We start from the raw sequence: 24,236 nt of genomic DNA on the forward strand, positions 1-24,236 counted from the left end.
ATTAAAGGAGCGATGTTTATGAAAAAGGGGCTTTTGTTATCCGTCGCAGTGGTGAGTGCTGGAATTCTATTGTTCACCGGTTATCAAATGGTGGGGGCTAAAGAAGGAAAAAGTGAAAAAGTTGTAGAACGAGACGACGCAGAAGCTTTAACTGTAGATTTGGAAATGGGAGTTGGAAGTCTGAACGTTTCACCAGGTACAAAGAAGTGGGTGGAAGGTCAATTCGAATATGATAATACAAAAAAAGAGGCTGTCGTTTCCTACAAGCGAAGCGGGAAAGAAGGCCATATAGACATCAGCGAAAAACGGAAATGGTTCCAGGTAAATATTTTCGGGTTCAATAAGAAAAGTGAGTGGAAGATACAATTGAACGAAGAAGTCCCAACTGACCTTAATGTAGAGACCGGCGTCTCCGATTCCTACTTGGATTTACGTGAGTTGAATTTGACAGAGTTGGATATTGATACTGGCGTTGGAGACGTCACATTAGATCTTTCCGGGGAAAGAAAAGAAAGCTTTCACACAAGTATCGATTCCGGGGTCGGTGCGAACAGAATATACCTCCCTAAGGAAATCGGAGTCAAACTGAAAGTAGATAAAGGCGTAGGTGATTTGAACATCGAAGACCTCATCGTCAAAGGTGACGGTACCTATGTAAATGAAGCGTATGAAAATGGAGCAGACGTAGTTATGGAGATTGATATCGATATGGGGGTTGGAGATATTACTTTAGAGGTGAAGTAATAGTAAAGGAACTTCCAGCGTGTAGAAGTTCCCTTTCATATCGTTATCAATATAATAGAGTAATAGTATAAGTTCGCCTATAAATAGAATCAGCTCAGCTCTCCGGTCTATTGATCGTAGAGCTTTTCTCTTTGATTTGTAATACTGGTATCTAATACCGTAATTTTTCTCTTTCCACTGATTAAGCTTCTTAATCGCGAATCCTCTTTTCTCGCTCTCCAAATGATTTGCGAAAAGTTTTCCGGGGTGAAATTGTAGTGATCGATCAGGTATTGCTCAAATGCTTCATGATCCACCTGATTGTTATGTTCCTTCGCATAGTTAATTAAAATACGGGTCAATTCCTTATAACTCATGCGTTTTGTTCCATCCTCTGAAACCGCTTCTGGATCTGTCGGAAGAATATAATCATTTTTTGCCGCTGCATTTGGTAAATGATCGTTGGTTTTGTGTGTCGCTTTTTCTACCACTTTATCTTCAGGAATATTTGGATTCAACTCTTTCAAATCGTTATCAGCTTCGTCAAAAGTCGCTATTACGGCAGCAGGATCATCGCCGCTCCCTTTTTTCTCCTCCAGCCGCTCCAGTCGAGCGATCAGTTCTTGCTGTTCTTTGGTAAGCTGATTCAGCATTTCCCGAAGCTGCTTTTTCTCCTCCTGGATATCCTCTAACCGCATGTATATAGCTTTACTCAGCGTAAACATGGTAAGGCACCCTCCTTTAATAGGAATGATTATAGTTATAATAGCATACGAAAAAGGCGGGTTATTAGATAACTGCCCGCCTAATTGAAAAATGATAGAAAAGTTGCTGTTAATATCCAGCGTTTAAGTAAGTGGAAATCACTTTAAAGAAAACTGTCTCATGGAGCCAAAGGCACGGAGTTATTTGAATTCCACCTATCCTTGAGAACCATAAATGGCTAAATCCTGATAGTCCAATACGAACATATAACCATTCCATTTTAATCTGTTTTGAATAGTGCCTAAAGTATCTGCATGATAGGTTCCAGCAATCTGCTGATAGGCAATGATTTCATACACATCATCAAATGCAAAATCAATTGGATATAAGCCGCTTATGGGATCTACCCATCCACTGACAGGCGACCTCAGCTTCCCATTTGTATCGTAAATTTCATTTAAATAACCTGGATCTCTCAGTGACAAATCGATCAGATACCTTGTGTTATTTCTTTTGCTTAATATTTCAACCTTGTAATTATCCTGGTACGTAACCTCATATTGATACGCCTGGTTAAATACCTCAGAGTCGAACAATAAACGGGCTTCGTTATTTACAAAAGAGAATATATAGTCATTTGTCATTCCACCACTTCCACCTGTAGGAATGGAAATTAAAATATCATTGATTCCATAACCGGTAAAATCCCCTAAAAACAGTGTGGGATCATATCCCATATTTTCCTTCAAGGGAATACTCACAGAAACTCCTGTCGCTCCATCCCGGATGCCGAGTGTCATATTTTGTATGATGGAAACATCTGACTCTCTGTAGCCGGTCACGTAAACAATATCGGGGATCTTGTCACCATTTACATCACCAGTTACAGAAGCGACCACACCAGAAACTCTCATGTTTGGGTTAAAATAATATTTATTCATATAAGGCTCCCTGCATGGATGCAATAACCTATGCACGCAACTGTATCCATGTTCACCACTTCATACAGGCACTTAGATCCTCTAAAAGTTATACAATAGAGTGGAAGGAGTGTCAGCTATGCCTTGGCAACAGAAAATTCAATACTTATATGGACAGCCGATTGGAGTTTCATTCATGGATGGAACAGGGACTTCAGGAATTTTATGCGGGCTTTCTGACGGCAAACTGCTCGTTATCGAATACTTATACCAAGCTCAATTCGCTTTAAAACAATACGATATGTATACGATTCAGGATATACATGGATTTCCACTTTGTCCGGATCAACAGCCACTATATTAATAAAACACATCAAAGAAAGTTGAGTAAAAATATAAAAATGAAAATGATCCCATGATATAAAAGATAGTTCGACTACTTTTATATCATGGGATCAGATTGTTCAGAGAAATAAAGCTTCCATGTTTGGACAAGCCACCCTATCCTCTAAATTTTATCGTTAATCCTTTTAAGAAATTCCGCGCGTACTTATCTCCACACTCTTTATAGTTCTTGTGCCCTTCTTTTCGTAATAACGCGCTTAATTCCCCTTTTGTTATCGTGACTCCCGCTTCATCTAAAATATCAATGATATCCTCACTCGTTAATTTCAGGGCAATTTTCACTTTTTTCAGCATGACGTTATTGACACTTGCATGATTCTTTATAGATCGGTCCGGTTTATTCGGCTGTCCAGGTTTTGGTTCTTGTGGTCCTCTTTTGAAAGTGATCAAACCATTTAAAAATGACTCTAACATGCTATTCGTGCATTTTATATGGTCATCATTTTCAACTGTATCCTCATTGTCATAGTCATCCTCGTAACTGTCATCTGATTTTGTAAGTACCTTTAACACTTCTTCTTTTGTCAAATCAACGCCACCAAGTTTAAATATTTCTACCATGTCTTGATCTTTTATATCCAGCGCATATCTCAATCTAATTAATATATCATTATTATCCATTTATAAACCTCCAATAATTTTACCTACTTACGTTACACCTTCTCAGTAATTCTAATATATAACCTTACAGAAATAATTCCAATACAAAAGGCATTTTATCAAATACGATCCTGATTCTTCAGTCATTATTATTTTTAGGGCGAATGATATAACTTTTCTACTTTGCGCTCCCTGTTTTATTTATTCCCTCACCCTTCCATAATATGGGCCAGCTGTCGAGGATATTTTTACTAAGGATTTTATTTCAATTAATGACAAAAGATAATAGTAAGAAGGAGGGTATCAAATGAAACGAAAAGCATTAAGAGATGGTGCATTAACTAACAATCAGACTCCTACAGAGAGCCTGCCTGAAAGGGAAAGTAAGGAGACATTTACAGATGCGGATGCTTCAAGAGCCCAGGAAAGAGCAAAAATAGCCGATCGGGAAGAGCTTGAAGGTAAAAAATAATAACAAAAGCGCAAGCGCCTTGTTCACCCCCGACAAGCTCAAGACAAGCCTTGCCGTGACGTTTATTGAACTTTCAGACCAATTTAAGTTTTTATTAAAGGTTTAAAGTATAAGTAAAACTAAGGCTTTCGCCATTAGGAAGCGGTGATAAGCCAAGTTTTTCTAATCACAGAGAGGATTGACTTAAGACCTCGAGGGGGTAGGCGCTGGAGCTGGATGCAGGTCGTTACAATGGGTGATCCTCACCCAGTAAGTTTTACAAATAAGATCTCTTAAATTCAACCAAGAAAAAGCAGGAACCCTTTATCGGTTACCTGCTTCTTTTAATACTAATTTTGCAACAGCTTCTACATGGTGGGTCTGAGGGAACATGTCCACCGGCTGAACACCTTCAACCTTATACCCATTCTTCACCAGGTACTTCATATCCCGTGCCTGCGTCTCGGGGTTACAGGATACATATACTACCCGCTTCGGCTGCAGCTTCACTACACTGGACAAGAAAGCTTCGTCACTCCCGCTTCGTGGCGGATCCATAATGACCACGTCAGCCTTCTCCCCTCGCGCTGCCATCTGCACCATGAACTCCCCGGCATCTCCCTGATAAAACCTGGCATTCTTCACGCCGTTACGTTTAGAATTGCGGATGGCGTCGCGAACCGCATCTTTATTCAGCTCCACGCCAATCACCTTTCCGGCTTTCCGGCTGGCAATCAGACTGATGGTACCGATCCCACAGTACGCATCCACCACGGTTTCCTTTCCAGTCAATTCTGCCATTTCAATGGCCTTTCCATACAACTTTTCCGTCTGTACAGGATTGATTTGATAGAAGGATTTCGCCGAGATTTCGAATTTCAGTCCGCAGAGGGTATCCGTTATGGTTCCTTTACCGAACAGCACCTTTTCCTGATCTCCGAGAATCATGCTGGTGTCCCGGTTATTTATGTTCATCAGAAGTGTGGTGATTTCCGGATGAGCCTTGCGCAGGGCTTTCACAAAATTATTCTTGCCCTTGAACACAGGTGAGGCCACTACAAGCACTACCATGATTTCTCCGCTGCCCTTGCCGACCTTTACCAGAACATGGCGCAGGAAGCCTTGCCCGGTGTCTTCGTTGTACGGCTGCATTTTAGAGGACTTAAGCATGCCCTTGATGGTCTGTACAATCTCGTCCGCTTTCGGATCATGAATGAGACACCGCTCCATTGGTATGATCTGATGGGTGTTCTGGGCGTACAGCCCGCCAATGACCTGCCGCTCCTTATTCAGACCGAATGTCGTATGGCTCTTGTTCCGATAATCATAAGAATCGTCCATAGTCAAAATGGCTTCCGGCTTTATGAACGGCTCCATAAGGGCATCTACAGTTTCCTGCTTGAAACGTGTTTGCGCCTGCTCGTTCATATGCTGCAGCTGACATCCCCCGCAAGCATAGTAATATTCGCACGGCGGCGTGATACGATCTTTAGACGGTTTGATCACCCGCTTCAGCTCGGCGTTAACATATCGCCCCCTTTTGGAAACGATCACCTCAGCCTTTTCACCAGGCATCAGATGCGCGACCTCCAGCCGCTTCCCTTCCCACTCGACAATGCCCTTGCCCTCATTGGTAAGACCCGAGCAGGTAACCTCAGCGGTTACGGTTTTCTGCTTGCCTTTAGGTTTGCCATCCGCTTGATTCCGCGACGAATTAGGTTTTATATTCTGTTTTTTTAATCGATTAGGTTTTTTTTCCGATTTTCTATGTCCTTTATGCTTTCGTTTATTCATAGGCACTTCCCATCTTTCTTCTTCCTTGACACTCCATTATATACTACCTTAGGCCGGCAGGTAAACGGTGCCTGCCTACCTCATTGTAGAGTTGATTAACTAGAGACCAGTCACCACGACAATGCATTCTTTATATAGGACAAAGTACCATCTTTTTAACATCGAATAGGCTAATGATGGAACTTTGTGTGAAAGGAGCAGAACAATGTATTATAATCCAAAGCTTTCTGCTGACCAACTGGCATGGAAAGCCATGAAATACGATTTGAAGGCAAACTATTATAAGTATTCCAACCCTGAGAAACATATTTATTATTATCAAAAACACCTTGCATGTATACAGCAATTAATGCATAGCCGTCAAGAAGGTTCGATGGGAATGGGCGGAAATCCAATGATCCGTGTGTTGCATGCTTCTCCAAACGCACCTGCAGTAGACGTGTATGCGAATGGACAAAGGATTTTGCAGAATGTTTCTTTTAAACAAACCAGCGACTATTTAAATGTTCCCGCCGGCCAATATAAAATTGAAATTTACCCTGCCGGTCAAACAACACAGCCTGTATTAACACAAATGGTTGAAATAGAGCCCAACAATATGTATACCGTTGCTGCTGCCGGTACAGTAGATAATCTACGATTAATTCCAGTAGTGGATAGTGAAAGCATGGCACCAAGAAAGGCTAAGGTCCGGTTCTGGCATTTATCTCCTAATGCCCCGGCTGTGGATATTGCTGTAAAAGGCGGTGATGTCCTTTTCCGCAATGTTTCATTCGGAAGAGCGACCCGTTACATCCAATTACCACCAACGACTGCCGAGCTTGAAGTCCGGGTTGCTGGTACGAATAATGTTGCGTTGACCATTCCAGGTGTGACATTAAACCCAAATCAAGTGTATACAGCAGTAGCTGTCGGGCTTGCCGGAGGGGAACCGCCTTTGGAGGCCATTTTTTTACACCCTTGAACGAAAGCAAGAAAAGCAGGCCTGTAATGGGTCTGCTTTTCTAGTAATAAAAGAAGACACTCTATATTCACGTAAAAATGTGCCTGACCCATTATCCCTTGGCATTAGCACGTCCTCAAAATTACCGTAAGAATCATTCTTCATCCCTTTTATGCCGACACTTCTCACATCTTTTAGAGTATACAAAAGCTTTTTGTTTATAAAACTGCTGTTCACCTACTGTGAAGATGAACCGTTCTCCGCATAAATAACATTTTAAATTCCCAAATTTCAATTTCTTCTACTCCTCCTGTTGACATGTTGTGAATAAAGTTATATATTTTGCATTAAGGAAACTTTTTAAGTATAAGGAAAATTTGTCACCTTTAAGTGTAACCGTCTATATACTACAAGGAATATTTTTTTACCCAAAAAGTTGCACTAAGGAAAATTGTATGCCTGATTAAAAATTTTATGGATAAACGCTAAAAATCTACTATAGGTTAAAAATGAGGGTGTATGTAGCATTAAAAGGAGGAGAATCCATGGAGAAAACGGCTATTTCTATCAAAGATCTGCATGTTTCCTATTATGGAAATGAAGCATTGAATGGAGTTAGCTTATCCGTACAACCAGGAAATGTGGTTGGAATTATCGGCCCTAACGGTGCTGGGAAGTCGACATTGATAAAAGCGCTGCTTAACCTAATTCCTAAGGATAAAGGTGATATCAAAGTACTTGGCAAGGCTGTAAAGGAAGTAAGGAAAAAGATTGCCTATGTCCCGCAACGCAATGATATTGATTGGGATTTCCCCATTACCGTACTTGATGCGGTACTTCTGGGCACTTATCCGAATCTCCCAATCTTTCGTCGCCCTAAGAAAAAAGAAAAAGAATGGGCGTTGGAGTGTCTTCAGCGTGTAGGCATGGAAGAATTCAAAAAGAGACAAATCGGTGAGCTGTCCGGTGGCCAGCAGCAACGTGTCTTTCTTGCCCGCGCATTAGCTCAAAAAGCCGAATTATTCTTCTTAGATGAACCTTTTGTTGGGGTTGATGTTTCCAGTGAAGAAATGATTGTAAAAGTATTGAAAGACCTTTGCTGCCAAGGAAAGACAGTTATTGTTGTGCACCATGACCTTAGTAAAGCAAACGATTATTTTAACCAGCTCATCCTGCTAAACAAAGAGTTGATCAGCTTCGGTGAAGTTAATGAAGTAATTCAATCTGAAATCATTGAAAGAGCCTACAAAGGCCAGTTTGCTTTTATGAAAGAGATGGGAGTGTAAAGGATGGCTTTTATTGAAGCGATTATGCAATACGGATTCTTACAAAAAGCGTTATTAACTTCGATTATGGTAGGAATTATCTGTGGTGTGATTGGCTGTTTTATTATTCTCAGAGGTATGGCACTGATGGGAGATGCCATCTCTCACGCAGTGTTACCGGGCGTTGCGATCTCCTATATGCTTGGCATCAACTTCTTCTTTGGGGCTGTTTTCACTGGTGTTGTTACAGCCATCGCAATCGGGTTTGTGAGTCAGAACAGCCGGATCAAACACGATACTTCCATCGGCATTATGTTCACGGCTGCCTTTGCGGCTGGGATCATCATCATAACCTTGCTGAAGAGTAGCACCGATTTATACCATATTCTGTTCGGGAACGTGCTTGCTGTCCGCTCATCAGATATGTGGATTACCCTTGCTATCGGGGTTGTTGTGCTAGCAGCTGTGTATCTCTTTTATAAAGAACTACTGATTACATCGTTCGATGAAACAATGGGAGCTGCCTATGGCCTGCCTGTCCGGTTGATTCATTACTTCCTGATGACCTTGCTGACGATGGTAACAGTTGCTTCTCTTCAAACCGTTGGTATTGTACTGGTGGTAGCAATGTTAATCACTCCAGCAGCTGCTGCCTATCTGTTAACGGATCGTTTATGGATAATGATTTTTCTTGCTTCTGCAATCGGTCTCATCTCCTCTATTGTCGGCCTGTACTTCAGTTTCACATACAATCTGGCTTCAGGAGCAACGATTGTTATTTCAGCAACCGCCATCTTTGTTCTCGTTTTCCTATTCTCTCCAAAGCATGGATTGTTATGGAAAATGTTAAAAGTCAAAAAGAAGAGAGCCTCACTTATTTAGTGTGAAATAATTGAAAATAGGAGGAAAATAAATCGTGAAGAAAAGGATTTTACTTTTAGCAGCCTCAATTTTAACGCTTATAATGTTAGTTGCCTGCGGAGGCCAGGAAGCCACCGGGAATTCAGCGAGTGATGGAAAGGTTCAAGTCGTGACCACCTACTCGATTGTATACGATATTGTTAAAAATGTAGGCGGGGATTTAGTGGATATTCACAGCCTGGCACCGATAGGGTCTAACCCCCATGAATATGACCCACTTCCTGAGGATGTTAAAAAAACAACGGATGCAGATGCCGTTTTCTACAATGGCTTAAACCTCGAAGCAGGAAACTCATGGTTTGACAATCTGATGGAAACAGCCGGAAAAAATGGCGAAAACGCTCCTGTTTTCCTTATGAGTAAAGGGGTCGATCCGATGTACTTAACATCGAAAGGCAATGAGGGTGAGGAAGATCCTCATGCATGGCTGGACATCCGTAACGGCATTCAATATGCCAAAAATGCAAGAGACGGCCTCATTAAAGTGGACCCTGAAAACAAAGAAGTCTATGAAGAAAATACCGAAAAGTATATTGCGAAACTTAAAAAAGTCCATGACAATGCTGTAAAAGAATTCAATGAAATTCCTGAAGAAGAACGTGTACTTGTGACAAGCGAGGGAGCCTTCAAATATTTCAGTGACGCCTATGGGTTCCAGGCTGAATATATATGGGAAATCAACCAGGAAAATCAAGGAACTCCCAATCAAATTACAAGAATTGTAGATATCATCAACGAAAAAGAAATAACCGGGCTATTCTTAGAAACTAGTATTGACCCGCGGAGCATGGAAGCAGTCTCTGATGAAACCAATGTCCCGATCAGGGGTACAGTGTTTACAGATTCCCTTGCCAAACCTGGTGAAAAAGGTGACACGTATATTTCTATGATGGAATCAAATATAAAAACTATTAAAGAAGGGTTAGAAGAGTAACCATAAAAAGCTGTCATCCTAAATTGATGACAGCTTTTTGAATGGACTCTTTTGCTAGATTTCACTCCTACTTCACGCTTTGGCTTACCCAATAGTCCCTATGAATAACGACCTTTTGATTACTATTGACTTTGATCATAGCCTCTGTGCTTGATAACCCCTTAATTTCTAACAATTGACTGGAAGAAAAATTCACACTGCCTTTTCCGATAAGCTGTCCCTTTACGTTAACTACCTCAACTACATCATTGATCTTAAAGTTACCAGTAATGTTTGTCACACCAGCAGGCAGGAGACTTTTCCCATGCCTTACTATAGCAGCTTCAGCACCATGATCGACTTCAATTTTTCCACTAGGAATGGAATGGAGTGCCAGCCACTGTTTAGCATTGTTCATACTGGCCTGTGAGCTGCTGCCGATATAAGTTCCATCGCCTTTCCCAGCCAGAATATCAACAAGCTTTTCTTCCCCCGTCCCAGATCCAATAAATATTTTCACACCTAAAGCTAATGCAGTGCGTGCTGCCTCTATTTTTGATTTCATCCCGCCAGTCCCTACTTTTGAACCAGTTTCTGAAGCCCCGTCTACTAAATGATCATCAATCGAATCAAGGAAATTATATCTTTTTGCAGTTGGATGAATGCGTGGATTCTGATCATAGATCCCATTGATATCTGTTAATATCATTAAAAAATCTGCATGCACCAGACCACTAACGAGCGCTGATAACATGTCATTATCACCAAAAGTCAATTCTTCAATGGCCACGGAATCATTTTCATTAATAATAGGTGTGACATTACGCTTTAAAAGCTCAGATAAAGTCGCATGTGCATTTTGATATTGCTCTTTGTGGAGAAAGTTTTGTCTCGTTAACAGTAATTGTGCTGCCACTATGCCATGCCTTTTAAACGCTTCCGTATAACCTTGCAATAATTGTCCTTGCCCTACTGCTGCGGCTGCTTGTTTTCCGGCTATGGTGACGGGCCGCGAGGAATATCCAAGGTCTTTAAATCCAGCTGCTACTGCACCAGAGGATACCAAAATCACCTCATGCCCAAGCTGCTTCAAACGTGCAATCGCATCTACGTGCTCACATAATTTTTCACTACTTAGTCCACCATTGATATTCGTTAGGGAACTGCTACCTATTTTGACAACGATCCTTTTCTTGTTCATTTTCCATTCACCACCCAACTTCTTGTTAGAAAAACTTGGCTTGTCGCCAAGTATTTATTGCGAAAGCCTTCGTATTTTCTTATCCTTTAATCTTTTAACAAAGTTAAACTTGAAGTGTAAAAAACGCCCTTCCACCCTTTTACAAAGGACAGAAGAGCATCGTCTCAGCAGTACCAGCTTCACTGATATTAGATATACTTAATATCCACTTTCAAATATCCTGATTTCATAGTATGAACCTTTCAGGCGATGAATGCTACTTCCTTTTACCTGAGGACTATCTAATGTTCCCTACCATTACTTTAAATTTTATAATTTTGTTAATATTCTATATTAATAAACTATTATGAAATAAATCTAATTAGGAGTCAATCTCTTTTCTATTACTATGGCATCATTTTCTTGAGCTATAACGATAAAATCCGCTTTTCGCCTTCAATTGCCTGGATAGGATCAATATCTTGCGTGAACTCCAAGGTACCCATATATTCATTTTGCTCATTTCGGACCGCGAAGTAGCGAATGTAAACGTACTTATCCTTAAACTTGATCCAAAAATCCTCACAATCTTTTTTTCCTGCCTTGAAATCATCCAGTAAAGCTTCTACGATATGTGCACTTTTGGGAGGATGGCAATTTTGAACGGTGCGTCCTATTACTGCCTTCGTTCGTGCAAAGATTCTTTCCTTTCCGTGCGAAAAATATCGGACAATATCCTTGTGACCGATGAACGTAATATCAACTGGTAAATGGTTTAGTATCAGCTCCAGCTGCTTAATTGAAAAAACACCGGTTTCCAGCTTGATATACCCTTCTCTGAATGTATTCCCATTTATATCAAGACTTTCAGGCTTCCATACCGCAGCTGGCTCAGTGAGACAGTACCCTATTTCATCACTTTCATGGGCTATTTTTATCCAATCATCCTCGGTTAAATTACTCAATGACATTGGAAATAGAATATGTTCCTCCCTGTATATCATTGCAGTTACTTGTTCCACTACATAATGCAAGGTACTTAGAACGGGCTCTTTATCCCCGTTATAATTTGGCAGCAGCTTTTTCGCATCCTTTATGGAGTCACGTATGTAATCATCCAGTCTCCACATATTTACGGAAGGGCCATTAATTCCATATTTCTCAAGGTACGGAAACAATAATTGCTCTTTCCGTGTGAAATGCTTATCCATGTCGTACAAGAGATTGCAGTCATCTATTAGCTTATAAATGTTGGCAGGCGAATCCTCTTTCTCAAATTCCTTTATACGTGGGATCAGTTTCGATTGCAGTAAACCCTCTATTTCTCTATTTTCCCTGCGAAAGGTGTGAATGGGATGGCCGGGTATATCTTGAGGATGCTGAACATCTAATATCTTTCCTTCCATAATGGTTAAATGAGCAGCAGATATTCTTTCAACTTCACTTTTAGACAAATCTTTTTCCTCTATCATCTCTCGTTGATACTGAGAGAGTTTGGCAATTTCGTCTATTGTCACTTTCCCCAGCTTTTCATCAACAAAGGCTTTAACTTCATCCACAGTTTTTCTATTATAGATATCCCAAAAAACTGATTTCAGCATTTCCTGGCGCTTCATGTTTTGATTCGAGCCAAGTTGCTCACGGTTGTTTATCAGTTCACTCATAAAATCTCTCCTTTTTAATTGCCTGTCACGTCAAATGAGAGTCATTCTCAATATAGGAAGTATATCACTTCTTATCTACGAGCTTAGTGACCGTAATCACAACCTAAACTGGAATTCATTCATTTTTTTAAACATTACTTCTTATTCCATTGTTCTTATGTTCTATTCCGTATCAGTAACTGAGCATATGGAACCATCCATATAAAAAAGCAGTTCAGTTAAGAGCGCAAATCGCACCTCAAAACTGAACTACTACCTTATGTTTTCTTCCCAAAATCAAATATGATTTTATAGTTTTTATCCAACACTAAAGCCGTGCTGAAGGCTTTCTTTCCTTTAAATCCTTTCAAAACCTTTGTACGCTTCTTCTCGCACAACGTCTTTATCATATGCTGCGTAAGCGTCTTCCCTGCTAGTTTCTTAGGGAAAGTCACGTTACATCCTTTTTTGTAGCCAGTGCACGCATAGAATTTGTAGCGGTCTACTACCGATCCATTCCCACAGGCAGGGCATTTGGCAATCGGTTCGTTCCACTTGCGTTTGTCAGGCTCACCAGTACTCCGTACATTCACCTGCTGGATGGCATCCGGCGTTTCCTGAATCAATTTATCTATGAATTGGCGGGTTTGCTTGATAAACAATTGCTTCGATCCATCGCCGCTTCCGATCTTCTTTAAATAAGACTCCCATTTGGCTGTCATCGAGGGACTGGACAGCAATGTCCCTTCAATTGCCTCACAGAGCATGACCCCTTTCTCGGTGATCGATACGTTGTTCCGCTTCACTTCTATATATTTTTGTGCTTTGATCGTTTCAATAATGCTCGAGCGGGTAGCTTCTGTACCGAGCCCCTCGACTTCCTTCAAAATCTCAACATCCGCTTCATCATTCACCAATTTCCCACACGTCTTCATCATACTGATTAGCTGACCTTCGGTGTACAGCTTCGGCGGCTGCGTCATGCTTTCCTTAATATTTAGTTTAGCCTCAACCTGATCCCCTTTTTGAACCCCGGGAAGGTCGGCTTCTTTTTCCTGCTTAGACTTGGTCGGCTTTGGAAACAGTTCCTTCCACCCTCTGTTCACATCTCTTTTTCCGGTAGACTTGAACGGTAAATCATGCACATGGGTAAAAATAGTCGTCTCCTCATATACATAGTCTTTGTGAAACATCGCAAGTGTCGTTGCCATGATTTCATTGTAAATATTGCGCTCGTCCCGGCTTAACCCACTCAACTTCTTTTGGGTAGGAACGGACTTTGTCGGAATAATCGCGTAATGTTCCTGCACCTTGCTGCTGTCCACATACCGTTTATTCGGTTTCAAGGACGAAGCCGTAAACGAGACGTTCATCGTTTCCTGGTACCCTTGTAAATTCTTAACTAAATAGGAAAACTCACTGTCGGTGATAAAATTACAATCCGTTCTTGGGTAGCTGACAAGACGCTTTTCATAGAGCTTCTGCATTATTTTGAGTACTTGCGACGGGGAATATTTCCAACGCCGGTTCGCGACACTTTGCAGCGTGGAAAGGGAGTGTAGCTTCGGTGACTTTTGCCGCTTCGTCTTTTTATCCATCCGCTGGATAACGCCTGGGAAAGCTTTCTTCTCCTGCAACTGATGATTGTCCAGCACAGCCTGGACCTTCGCTTTATCCTTTTCTTTTATCTCAGCCAGCCCTTTATATGTACCTGCCTGGGCATTGAAAAGTCCCTCGATCTGATAAAACGGCTCCGGCTTAAAATTCTCTATCTCCTTATGCCGTTGATAGATTAAATAAACAGTCGGCGACTGCACTCGCCCAATGGTAAGGTAGCTTCCATACCCTTTCTTCTGGAGCAGCAGAGTAAACAGCCGACTCGCATTGATTCCTACCATCCAGTCGCTGATTTGACGGGCTTTCGCTTCATCAAATAGGCGTAAGTCCTTTTCGTTATGTTGCAGTTGCCTGAACCCTTTCCGCACTTCGTCCTTTTCAAGCGAGTTAATCCATAAGCGTTGAATCGGCTTCCCCTTTACTCCAGTCAGCTGAAGGATACTGTAAAAAATATTCGACCCTTCCCGATCGACATCCGCTGCATTGACGATGAGATCCGCCTGCTGAAAAAGCTTTTTGACCGCCTGGAATTGTTCCCATTTCCCTTTCGCTACTTTTTCCAGAAACCGTTCCGGAACAATCGGCAGTTGATCCAGCTTCCACTTCTTCCACTCGGCTTTATAATCATGGGGTTCTTTCAATTCAACGAGATGCCCTACTCCCCAAGTGATGGTCGCCCCATTCGGGAAAGTATCATCCGCCCTGAGCTGGATGTATGTTTTTGTCTTCTCCTGTATCGTAAAAGCTTCGGCATACGCTTTTGCCTGCGAGGGTTTTTCCGCTAAGATGACTAATCTTGCCACGTCCTCGTACTCCTTTCGATGAATCACTGTTGAGGTTCGATGATAAAATTTAATTAATGAAGGGGGATGGTAATAAGGGTATTTAATAGGGGTGTCTGGAGTTTAAATCGAGAAGGATAAAACATTTAAACTAACGAAGAACATACATTCCCATCTATTATACTATATGTGAATAATGAATGGCAGGGAAAATATTCATCTCTTTTTAAATACAAAGGCGGGAAGCGCCTTGCTCACCCCCGACAAGCTTAAGCCAAGTCTCGTCGTGACGTTTTTTGTACTTTTAGATAAATCAAGTTTAATAAAGGCTTAAAGTATAAGTAAAACTAAGGCTTTCGCCATAAATTCTCGGCGATAAGCCAAGTTTTTCTAATCACAGAGAGGGTTGACTTAAGACCTCGAGGGGGTAGGCGCTGGAGCTGGATGCAGCCCGCTACAAAGAGGTTATCTACAAATACTGAATTTTATAACTTCCTAGATAACAAAAAAAGCAGGCACCTATGCTCGGTTCCTGCTTCGTCTTTACACATTCGCTTTTGGTTTCGTACCTGAGCCCACTTTGTGAAAGCGTTAAGGTAGAGGTCAGGTACTAAATTTGAGTTTGCTTAACAAAAAGTTATCTTGTGTTTTGATCAAAGTGGACCGTATCTTTTAAATCATTGCTATCATCTAATGATTTATTGCTGGTCATCTTTTTCACAAATTCCTTAACGGTCTTTACGTTCACGCCGGACTCCCAATATTCGGCGATTTCAGGTGTCACTTTGACCAGGACAACATTCGGGTCATCGGGAGAAGTGTTCAATAATCGTCCGAGTATCTTATTCCAATAGTCATTCTTCTTATCTTCATCCTGGACAAATTCAGCAGTGCCACTGATCGATACATAGGAGTTTCCTGCGTATGCCAGGTTAACGGCGGAATTACGTTCGATATCCCTATATTTTTCGGTATCTTTTTCGGTAATGAACCAGATTTCTTCCTTATCCATATCCATTTCTACTTCCTGGGTACGCATCGGCCGGGACATCAGCTTCCCTTCCGGAGTTAACGTGGTCAGCATCGCTACCTTCTCATCTTTAATCAAGTCTTTAATTTTCTTAATGGTTTCCTGGTTTTCTGAAGTTTGGTTAGCCATTTATGTTTCCCTCCTTCTGGTTCTTAGTAGTTATTGCTCTCCTTTTCCAAAAGAAAAAAACAGTCTACCTTCTATCCATCTTTTTCTTCTTGTTCCCGGATACACACAAATTTACACGTTCATTCTTTACCAAGAAGAGATCCACTTTTATTAATAAGGAAGTTCAACTATCTACCCCACTCATTTCCAGCGCTCTCGACGGCGACTTTCTCTTGCACTTTTCGTTTGATACCATTAAAGTATATATTGGTTGAAATCCAGCCTAAGTGGATATAGATAAGAAGCAGAAACATTTTCACTTTTTAATTTTGGAACGACCGCGTTCCTTAAGGAAAGGTTTAGATATATTATGAAAGATAACTTTTGGCATGAGTTGCCGCGACCGTTTTTTGTTCTTGCGCCGATGGAAGCAGTAACGGATGTCGTTTTTCGTCATGTCGTGAGTGAAGCAGCAAGACCTGACGTGTTTTTTACAGAGTTTACGAATACAGAGAGCTACTGCCACCCGAGAGGAAAAGACAGCCTGCGAGGCCGTCTGACGTTTACGGAAGATGAACAGCCGATCGTCGCCCACATTTGGGGAGATAAGCCCGAATACTTCCGCCAAATGAGTATCGGTATGGCAGAGATGGGATATCGAGGTATTGATATCAACATGGGCTGTCCTGCGCCCAATGTCGCCACAAAAGGGAAAGGCTGCGGGTTGATCCGTCGTCCTGATGTTGCAGCGGAACTCATTCAGGCCGCTAAAGCGGGTGGACTGCCCGTCAGTGTAAAGACCCGCCTCGGTTACACGGAAGTGGATGAATGGCATGGCTGGTTAAAGCATCTGCTGGAACAGGATATCGTTAACCTTTCTATTCATCTCCGTACAAAGAAAGAAATGAGTAAAGTCCCGGCACACTGGGAGCTGATTCCCGAGATCAAGAAACTTCGTGATGAAGTGGCCCCTGATACGCTTCTCACGATTAACGGGGATATTCCTGATCGCCAGAAAGGACTGGAACTCGTAGAGAAATACGGCGTGGACGGCGTAATGATCGGCCGAGGGGTCTTCCATAACCCGTTCGCTTTTGAAAAAGAGAAAAAAGAGCACACAAGCGAAGAATTGCTCGACCTCCTTCGCCTCCAGCTCGATCTTCATGATAAATATTCCGAAGAACTCGAGCCGCGTCTCTTCAAACCGCTCCTCCGCTTTTTCAAGATATATGTCCGCGGCTTCCGGGGAGCAAGTGAGTTAAGGAATCAACTGATGAACACAAAATCCACCGATGAAGTACGTGCACTGCTTGATGAGTTTAAAGAGGAATATGGTGGAGTAAAAGAAGAGAAAAGTTTTTCTATTTCGTAGTAAGTCTTTTTCGAGGAGAGAAAAGCCATTTGCGCTTTTCTCTCTTTTTTGAAGTGCCTGCTTCCCCACCGAGTTATCGCATTGACCGCTCATATGAAATTCGTACGTTACGAACAAGTTTAAAAAAGAGGCGTCTCAAAAGTTTTGGCAACTTATGAGACGCCTCTTTTAATCTTTAACCCATATAAGAGAATCGATTACATCTTACTATATATTTTCAGATAAGGTATGATGTTATACGCCTTTATACGCTTCGCGGTAAATCTGAGCTAACTCTGTTACAAGAGGAAGTTTTGGATTCGCAGTTGTACACTGGTCTTCAAATGCACGGTCTGCTAATACATCCAGCTTCGCTTCAAATTCTTTTGCATCCACCCCATTTTCCGCTAAGCTCATCGGAATATGAAGCTCTTGCGCCAAGCGGATAATGGCTTGTACTAAACTTTCCACACCTTCTTCAGTTGTACGTGCTGGTAAGGCAAGCATACGGGCAATTTCGGCATAACGTACATCTGCTTTAAAATGCTCATACTTTGGAAAAGCTGCAAATTTCGTTGGTTTCGTTGCATTGTAACGAATCACATGCAGCAAGAGAATAGCGTTGGAACGACCGTGAGCAATGTGGAACTCCGCACCTAATTTATGGGCCAAGCTATGATTAATACCCAAAAACGCATTCGCAAAAGCCATTCCTGCAATGGTAGAGGCATTATGCATTTTCTCACGTGCTTCCTCATCCTTATCCCCATTGCGGTAAGCTCTTGGGAGATATTCAAACACAAGCTGGATTGCTTTCATCGCAAGACCATCTGTATAGTCATTTGCCATATTAGACACGTAGGCTTCAATCGCATGAGTTAACACGTCCATCCCCGTATCTGCCGTAACCGTTTTTGGTACAGTCATCACAAACTGTGGATCGATGATGGCTACATCCGGTGTTAATTCGTAATCGGCTAATGGATATTTCACATTTTCTTCTTTATCTGTAATGACAGCGAAAGAAGTAACCTCTGAACCTGTACCGGATGTGGTAGGAATAGCGACAATTGAGCCTTCAACCCCAATTCAGGGTACTTGAATACACGTTTCCGGATATCTAAGAATTTTTGCTTCAATCCGTTGAAGTCTGTTTCCGGGCTTTCGTAAAAGAGCCACATTCCTTTGGCAGCATCCATCGCTGCCCCCCCACCTAAAGCAATGATGACGTCTGGCTGGAATTGCTTCATCATTTCCGCTCCACGCATCACGGTTTCACTAGATGGGTCCGGCTCTACATCAGAAAATATCTCACAATGTACATAATCTGGACGTTTGCGTAAGTAGTGCAGGATTTTATCGACATACCCTAATTTCACCATACCCTGTCTGTAACAATTAAGGCTTTTGAAATCTTAGGCATTTTAGCTAAGTACTGAATAGAGTTCTTCTCGAAGTAAATTTTTGGTGGTACCTTAAACCACTGCATATTATTGGTTCGCTTCGCCATTTTCTTCACGTTGATTAAGTGTACGGCCCCTACATTGTTCGATACGGAGTTCCCACCGTAAGTTCCGCATCCTAATGTTAAGGAAGGCATGTAAGCATTATAAATATCACCAATAGCACCTTGGGAAGACGGAGCATTCACGATTAAACGTCCCGCTTTCATGCGTAGACCAAAGGAGTCAATGACTTGCTGATCTGTTGAATGAATAACAGCAGAATGACCGATCCCTCCAAATTCAAGCATTTCTTCTGCTCTTTTTAAGCCTTCTTCTGTGGAGTTCACTTTATAACAGGCAAGTACAGGACTCAGCTTTTCTCTAGATAGAGGATATTTCGGACCAACACCCTTTAACTCTGCAACTAACATTTTCGTATCTACCGGAACGGTAATGCCTGCCATTTGTGCGATTTCGAAAGCCGGCTTTCCTACAATAGCTGCGTTTACCGCACAAGAATTCTCATTGATTACTAGCTTTTCTACCTTACTTCGCTCTTCCTGATTCAAGAAGTAACACTTGTTATCGATCATTTCTTGTTTGACCTGTTCATAAATTTCTTTATCAATAATGACAGCTTGCTCCGATGCACAAATCATTCCATTATCGAAAGTTTTGGAAAGGATTAAATCGTTCACAGATCGTTTGAGGTTAGCAGTTTTTTCAATATAACAAGGAACATTTCCTGGACCTACCCCAAGAGCTGGCTTTCCAGAACTATATGCGGATTTCACCATACCCGCTCCTCCTGTGGCTAAAATAAGGGACACACCCTCATGTTTCATGAGGCTTTGGGTTGCTTCTAAAGAAGGGGACTCGATCCATTGCACACAGTTTTCCGGGGCACCGGCGCGAATAGCAGCATCTCTCACAACTCTCGCCGCCTCCTGACTACACTTCTGAGCAGAAGGGTGAAAAGCAAAGATAATCGGGTTCCCCGTTTTGATTGATATCATAGCTTTAAACATGGTTGTTGAAGTTGGGTTGGTAACAGGAGTGACTCCCGCTATGACTCCCACTGGTTCTGCAATCTCAACCATACCCTCTTGGCTAAAATCATTAATCACACCCACGGTTTTATCGTATTTAATATTATGATAAACGTATTCTGTGGCAAATAGGTTTTTGATAATCTTATCTTCATACACGCCTCGCTTCGTCTCTTCTACTGCTAATTTAGCAAGTGGCATATGTTGATCTAATCCAGCAAGAGCCATCTCTTTCACAATGGTATTGACTTGTTGCTGATCAAGTTTTTTCAATCCCGCTAACGCCTTTTTCGCATTACCCACCAGCGCATCAACTATTTTCGATACCTTTTCCACCTTCAATTGCTTTTCTTCCACTGCCATTATCATCACTCCTATGATATTGTGAAGTATTTCGCATGATTAGTTTAAAAAAAAGCATTTCCTTTCCTATTCACAAACTGGATTTCGTGGAATTTTGACAAAAGAAAGATCTTGGTAAATCCGTGCATTTTGTTTAACCATCACAACATAATTAGTGGTCCAAATATAGGATGGTATTTCCTCCCCTTCCTTCACATACATTGCATGAAACTCATCGCCTATACTTTCTTCAAAAGCATCCAGCGTGTATGCTTCTAAATCAGAATTAAAGTCTTTCCATTCGCAAAGTATCATGATTATCACTCCTTGTTTCCTTTGATGACTTTATGATAGCACTTGATAACGCTTTCATATTGTGAAACATTTCACAGGTTTGTGAACAAAAAATATGTAAGATGTTGGGCAGGTGGCCGGCAGCCTCTTATGAAAAGTTTTAACAAATGGCCATGAGGGAACTGCCCTGACAAAGGATTTCGCAAGGGAGGAAATAAAGATGAGTAAAACAATTTTAATCACTGGTGCAGGAAGCGGTTTAGGTAAAGGCACAGCAATCGGATTAGCTAAAAAAGGCCATCACGTGATTGCAGCTGTTGAAATTATCTCCCAAATTACTAGTTTAAGAGAGGCAGCTTCAGAAGCTGGGGTAGAATTAGAGGTAATTAAATTAGACATTAAAAACAAGCGTGACCAGCAGTTAATTAATGAGTACGATTATGATATTTTCGTTGCCAATGCAGCTATTGGAGAAGGCGGCCCCATTGCGGAGGTTCCAGTAGACCGTGTCCGGGATATATTTGAAACAAATGTTTTCAGTACACTGGAAAATGCTCAAATTGCTGCTAAGAAGTTCGTAGAGAAGAAAGCAGGGAAAATTGTGTTTTTGAGCTCAATTGTAGGTATTGTCGGTATGCCGTACCTTGGTCCTTATGTAGCTTCTAAGCATGCAGTCGAAGCGATAGCGAAGACCATGAAAGCCGAGCTTGAAGAGTTTAATGTCCAGGTAGCTACGATTAATCCTGGTCCATTTGAAACTGGCTTTAATGACCGTATGTTTGAAGAGAAGTATAAGTGGTACGATGAAGACCAAAACTTTACACCAAGAGAATCGATTGCTAAAACGGAGAAAATTTTAGAGGATCAATATGATCCGCAGGATATGATCGATAAAATGGTAGAAGTGATCGAATCTGATCATCATGCTTTCCGAACAGCTTATCCTCAGGCTGCAGAAGATATGATGAAAGACGAAGAAGAGAAGAATTGGGAAGCGAAAATATAATTGCTTAAATTTTGAAAGTGCCTGCCCCCCACTGCGTTATCACTTTAGCATAGTGGGGGGCAGGCACTTATTAATCAGCCTCAGTCATCAGGCTTTTTTCATTCCTACATACCTTTTAACATTTCTTCAATCACATGACTGGAGTTCTTCGCTGCTTCTTCTACAAAGTTTTCTTGAATTCCAGCAGCTTCTTCCCCTGCATCATCGGAAGCTGAACGAATGACCACGTACGGTATTTCATTCAAGTAGGCAACTTGTCCAACTGCCGCTCCTTCCATTTCAACTACATACGCATCAAACGTTTCATAAATCCAGTTTGCTTTTTCTTCGCTTGCAATGAATTGGTCTCCTGTCGCAATCGGTCCCTTAAATACATCAACGTACTCAGGAAGATCTTTCGTACCTTTCTTTGCTAGCTGAATAAGTTTTTGATTGGCTTCAAAATACCTTGTGTCCATGTATGGAATTTGTCCTGGCTTGAAATCCTTAGCCGTTTCATCCATGTCATGATGCACGGTCTTTGTAGAAATAACAATGTCTCCAAGACCTAGATCAGGATGGATTCCGCCTGCAACGCCAGAGTTAATCAATACATCCGCTTCAAAATCACTGATGAGCATTTGAGCCGCGGAAGCTGCATTCACTTTCCCTATTCCCGATTTTACAAGTACAATCGGCTGGCCTTCTAAGTTTCCTTCATAAAAGGTCAAATTCCCTTTTTTAGTTGTCTCTTCCACTTCCATATGAGAATGCAGAATGTCAATTTCCACTTCCATTGGACCTATGATTCCTACTACTTTTTCTTCTTCCTTGTCAGCCGCTTCTGTAGCCTCGGGCTGGTCCCCGCACCCCGCTAGCAAGAAAACTAAAGTCACGACCCCAATTAAACCACTTATCTTTTGTTTTAAACTCATGCTACTCCTCCTACCGAATAAAATACGAACATTAAGTAATGAATACTTGATAATGTACGTATTTTATTCTACACAACTCACGATTCCTTGCCAACCTTACTTTTGAAATTTATATAGAACGAATTTTAATGAGCAAAAGCGCAAGCGTATGACTTAGTCCATACATATGACGGTGCCTGACCCCCGGCACACTACCCAGGGTTAAAGAAATATTATAAATAAAAAAGAGACTACTTCCTTATAAAGGAAATAGTTTCTTAGTTTGGTAGCTTTTTTCGTAAGGGGCTTTGAAAGGAAATCCTTACATCATGCCGTCCATAGATTCGCTTTAGTAAATAAAGATAAATAGAGTCTCATTCTTTAAATAAAAACAATATTATGGGATTCGACTTTAGCATCGATGCTAAAGAAAAGATCAAAACTGTCCACTAGTATGTCATTTAAATTTCCAGCACTTAAAGAATACGGGTAGTGTTTATTTAAAGTTGTAGGACAGATCCTCTCACTCCACTCACTCCTAGTCTAGCCCGTACTATTGCTCTAATCCTGCTACTCCAAAGCCTCCTGGGCCAGAGTGAGTAGAAATCATACCTCCAGCTTGGATCCATCTTATATTTTGGAAGCCGTTTGCTTTGGCAACCTCCTCCATACGCTGCTTGATCCTTTCATCGAGTCCGATTGAGTAGATAAAATAAAGCTGCTCTCTATCGATGTTGAATTCATTTAAGTAATCACTCAGGAGTTTTTCAGTAGCTCCACTCATTTTACCGCGGTACTTCTTTGTAGACATAAGCTTTCCATCCTTCAACTCTATGCATGGCTTTATCTTCAACAGAGCTCCTATCAGAGAAGCCATATTGCTTACCCGTCCTCCCGCTTTGAGAAACTCCAGGCTGCCTGGGATGAAAGCCAGCCTGGATTTAGGAACGATTGCCTCTATTTTTTCAACTAAGCGTTCCGGTTCAATGCCAGGTTCTTTTTCTAAAACTTTAGCAGCATACAATACAATCGCAGCTAATCCTCCAGTAACGTTCAGAGCATCAATGAGAAAAATGTCTTCAAATTCTTCCGCAGCAATGACAGCATTTTGAAAAGAAGAAGATGCTTTTGATGTATAACCAATATGGATAATGATGCAATCTGGGAAATTCTCTCTTATCGTTGCAAAAAACTCTTGATACTCATGAGCATTGGTGGCGGTAGTAGAAGGTATTTTCTTCGTACGTCTGTAATAGTCAAAAATATCCTGAACCGGCAAAGAACCGTCTAAATAATCCTTTTCATCCATAATAATGTGCATGGGAACTACTTGAACCTTGTACTTTTCAGCTAAATCATCCGGTAAGTCGGCACCGCTTTCGGTCGATAAGATTATCTTTCGCATTCTATTCCTCCCTGGTTATATTTAGGCCCGCCTTCACTCTTCCTGTTATGATTTAACTATACATGAAAAAAACGTATTAGCATTGTGATAACTTTTATTTTCCGTACTTTTAGTGCACATTTCGGGCATTTGATTACTACTACAGGTGTGAAGCTCTGTGAAAAACCTGCTTCTCTTGTATCTCCTCCATACACAACTCTGCCAAACATCATCCGTAATCTTCAACACATGATGGATCTTTTCCCACTGCTGCTCTTCCGTAATATCATTTCTTTCCTCCGTAGACACAAAGCCGCATTGCGGACTCAGACAAAGATCCTCCAGCGCGCATATCACTGAAAATATGAAAAGCCTCCCAAAAGTTCCGTGAACTTATGAGGGGCTCTTTAGATTTATAGTATTTTAAGCCAAGCATGTCATTTTGACATTATGGGTGAAGCAAAACCCCTGA

Annotated in this window: 21 protein-coding genes and 2 pseudogenes; 9 read left to right on the top strand and 14 right to left on the bottom strand. The window is 41.4% G+C overall.

Translation table 11 applies throughout. The annotated features are described in order from the left end of the window. The first annotated feature begins 18 nt into the window (after positions 1-18). Complete coding sequence (locus tag BLV00_RS12840; RefSeq protein ID WP_176791532.1) at positions 19-744, top strand: toast rack family protein; 726 nt, start codon at positions 19-21, stop codon at positions 742-744. Between the two features lie 107 nt (positions 745-851). On the opposite strand, the gene BLV00_RS12845 is transcribed toward BLV00_RS12840, so the two are convergent. Both BLV00_RS12845 and BLV00_RS12850 read right to left on the bottom strand, forming a co-directional pair. After that, positions 852-1,448, bottom strand: a complete 597-nt coding sequence (locus BLV00_RS12845; RefSeq protein WP_093045388.1) for a hypothetical protein — start codon at positions 1,446-1,448, stop codon at positions 852-854. 195 nt (positions 1,449-1,643) lie between these two features. Beyond that, a complete protein-coding gene (locus BLV00_RS12850; protein WP_245728968.1) occupies positions 1,644-2,342 on the bottom strand; it encodes a VCBS repeat-containing protein in 699 nt (232 codons plus the stop codon). Between the two features lie 145 nt (positions 2,343-2,487). Here BLV00_RS12850 and BLV00_RS12855 point away from each other — a divergent pair, with 145 nt between their 5' ends. After that, complete coding sequence (locus BLV00_RS12855; protein ID WP_093045389.1) at positions 2,488-2,712, top strand: hypothetical protein; 225 nt, start codon at positions 2,488-2,490, stop codon at positions 2,710-2,712. A 137-nt stretch (positions 2,713-2,849) separates the two neighbouring features. Here the strand turns inward: BLV00_RS12855 and BLV00_RS12860 are convergent, their stop codons facing one another. Continuing rightward, positions 2,850-3,374, bottom strand: coding sequence for a YehS family protein (locus tag BLV00_RS12860; RefSeq protein ID WP_093045390.1), 525 nt, complete (start codon positions 3,372-3,374; stop codon positions 2,850-2,852). 286 nt (positions 3,375-3,660) lie between these two features. Between BLV00_RS12860 and BLV00_RS22015 the strand changes: the two genes are divergently transcribed. Next, positions 3,661-3,825 (top strand): hypothetical protein, encoded by a 165-nt coding sequence (locus BLV00_RS22015; protein ID WP_176791537.1) that lies wholly within the window; start codon positions 3,661-3,663, stop codon positions 3,823-3,825. 303 nt (positions 3,826-4,128) lie between these two features. On the opposite strand, the gene rlmD is transcribed toward BLV00_RS22015, so the two are convergent. Next, positions 4,129-5,598, bottom strand: coding sequence for a 23S rRNA (uracil(1939)-C(5))-methyltransferase RlmD (gene rlmD / locus BLV00_RS12865; RefSeq protein ID WP_093045391.1), 1,470 nt, complete (start codon positions 5,596-5,598; stop codon positions 4,129-4,131). A 205-nt stretch (positions 5,599-5,803) separates the two neighbouring features. On the opposite strand from rlmD, the gene BLV00_RS12870 reads away from it, so the two are divergent. Then, on the top strand, positions 5,804-6,562 hold the full coding sequence (locus tag BLV00_RS12870) for a DUF4397 domain-containing protein (protein WP_093045392.1): 759 nt from the start codon (positions 5,804-5,806) through the stop codon (positions 6,560-6,562). A 133-nt stretch (positions 6,563-6,695) separates the two neighbouring features. On the opposite strand, the gene BLV00_RS12875 is transcribed toward BLV00_RS12870, so the two are convergent. Beyond that, on the bottom strand, positions 6,696-6,836 hold the full coding sequence (locus tag BLV00_RS12875) for a zinc-ribbon domain containing protein (protein ID WP_093045393.1): 141 nt from the start codon (positions 6,834-6,836) through the stop codon (positions 6,696-6,698). A 250-nt stretch (positions 6,837-7,086) separates the two neighbouring features. Between BLV00_RS12875 and BLV00_RS12880 the strand changes: the two genes are divergently transcribed. The 3 genes from BLV00_RS12880 to BLV00_RS12890 all read left to right on the top strand — a co-directional run bounded on the left by BLV00_RS12880 (position 7,087) and on the right by BLV00_RS12890 (position 9,661). After that, entirely contained in the window at positions 7,087-7,827 is a 741-nt protein-coding gene (locus BLV00_RS12880; RefSeq protein WP_093045394.1) for a metal ABC transporter ATP-binding protein, read from the top strand. A 3-nt stretch (positions 7,828-7,830) separates the two neighbouring features. Continuing rightward, positions 7,831-8,688 (top strand): metal ABC transporter permease, encoded by an 858-nt coding sequence (locus BLV00_RS12885; protein ID WP_093045395.1) that lies wholly within the window; start codon positions 7,831-7,833, stop codon positions 8,686-8,688. 82 nt (positions 8,689-8,770) lie between these two features. After that, a complete protein-coding gene (locus tag BLV00_RS12890; protein WP_176791541.1) occupies positions 8,771-9,661 on the top strand; it encodes a metal ABC transporter solute-binding protein, Zn/Mn family in 891 nt (296 codons plus the stop codon). Positions 9,662-9,728: 67 nt separating this feature from the next. Here BLV00_RS12890 and proB read toward each other — a convergent pair whose 3' ends face one another. The 4 genes from proB to BLV00_RS12910 all read right to left on the bottom strand — a co-directional run bounded on the left by proB (position 9,729) and on the right by BLV00_RS12910 (position 16,021). Then, positions 9,729-10,841, bottom strand: a complete 1,113-nt coding sequence (proB, locus tag BLV00_RS12895; protein WP_093045397.1) for a glutamate 5-kinase — start codon at positions 10,839-10,841, stop codon at positions 9,729-9,731. 407 nt (positions 10,842-11,248) lie between these two features. Continuing rightward, a complete protein-coding gene (locus BLV00_RS12900) occupies positions 11,249-12,484 on the bottom strand; it encodes a DUF438 domain-containing protein (RefSeq protein ID WP_093045398.1) in 1,236 nt (411 codons plus the stop codon). Between the two features lie 257 nt (positions 12,485-12,741). Next, positions 12,742-14,883, bottom strand: coding sequence for a type IA DNA topoisomerase (locus tag BLV00_RS12905; protein WP_093045399.1), 2,142 nt, complete (start codon positions 14,881-14,883; stop codon positions 12,742-12,744). A 616-nt stretch (positions 14,884-15,499) separates the two neighbouring features. Beyond that, on the bottom strand, positions 15,500-16,021 hold the full coding sequence (locus BLV00_RS12910) for a pyridoxamine 5'-phosphate oxidase family protein (protein ID WP_093045400.1): 522 nt from the start codon (positions 16,019-16,021) through the stop codon (positions 15,500-15,502). Positions 16,022-16,370: 349 nt separating this feature from the next. Between BLV00_RS12910 and BLV00_RS12915 the strand changes: the two genes are divergently transcribed. Further along, complete coding sequence (locus BLV00_RS12915) at positions 16,371-17,372, top strand: tRNA dihydrouridine synthase (protein WP_093045401.1); 1,002 nt, start codon at positions 16,371-16,373, stop codon at positions 17,370-17,372. Between the two features lie 234 nt (positions 17,373-17,606). Here the strand turns inward: BLV00_RS12915 and adhE are convergent. Further along, positions 17,607-20,208: pseudogene (gene adhE, locus BLV00_RS12920) on the bottom strand (bifunctional acetaldehyde-CoA/alcohol dehydrogenase). Positions 20,209-20,274: 66 nt separating this feature from the next. Next, positions 20,275-20,502 (bottom strand): hypothetical protein, encoded by a 228-nt coding sequence (locus BLV00_RS12925; protein ID WP_093045402.1) that lies wholly within the window; start codon positions 20,500-20,502, stop codon positions 20,275-20,277. 199 nt (positions 20,503-20,701) lie between these two features. On the opposite strand from BLV00_RS12925, the gene BLV00_RS12930 reads away from it, so the two are divergent. Further along, positions 20,702-21,487, top strand: a complete 786-nt coding sequence (locus tag BLV00_RS12930; RefSeq protein ID WP_093045403.1) for an SDR family oxidoreductase — start codon at positions 20,702-20,704, stop codon at positions 21,485-21,487. A 104-nt stretch (positions 21,488-21,591) separates the two neighbouring features. Here the strand turns inward: BLV00_RS12930 and BLV00_RS12935 are convergent, their stop codons facing one another. The 3 genes and pseudogenes from BLV00_RS12935 to BLV00_RS22560 all read right to left on the bottom strand — a co-directional run. Further along, the gene (locus tag BLV00_RS12935; protein ID WP_093045404.1) at positions 21,592-22,401 is read right to left on the bottom strand and encodes a 5'-methylthioadenosine/adenosylhomocysteine nucleosidase; all 810 of its coding nucleotides are present in this window, start codon (positions 22,399-22,401) and stop codon (positions 21,592-21,594) included. Positions 22,402-22,933: 532 nt separating this feature from the next. Continuing rightward, entirely contained in the window at positions 22,934-23,785 is an 852-nt protein-coding gene (locus tag BLV00_RS12940) for a DegV family protein (RefSeq protein ID WP_093045405.1), read from the bottom strand. 198 nt (positions 23,786-23,983) lie between these two features. After that, positions 23,984-24,112 (bottom strand): annotated as a pseudogene (locus BLV00_RS22560) (5-methyltetrahydropteroyltriglutamate--homocysteine S-methyltransferase); the annotation flags it as partial. Positions 24,113-24,236: the final 124 nt, after the last annotated feature.

It is taken from the genome of Thalassobacillus cyri (assembly GCF_900107755.1).
GTDB lineage: Bacteria > Bacillota > Bacilli > Bacillales > Halobacillaceae > Thalassobacillus > Thalassobacillus cyri.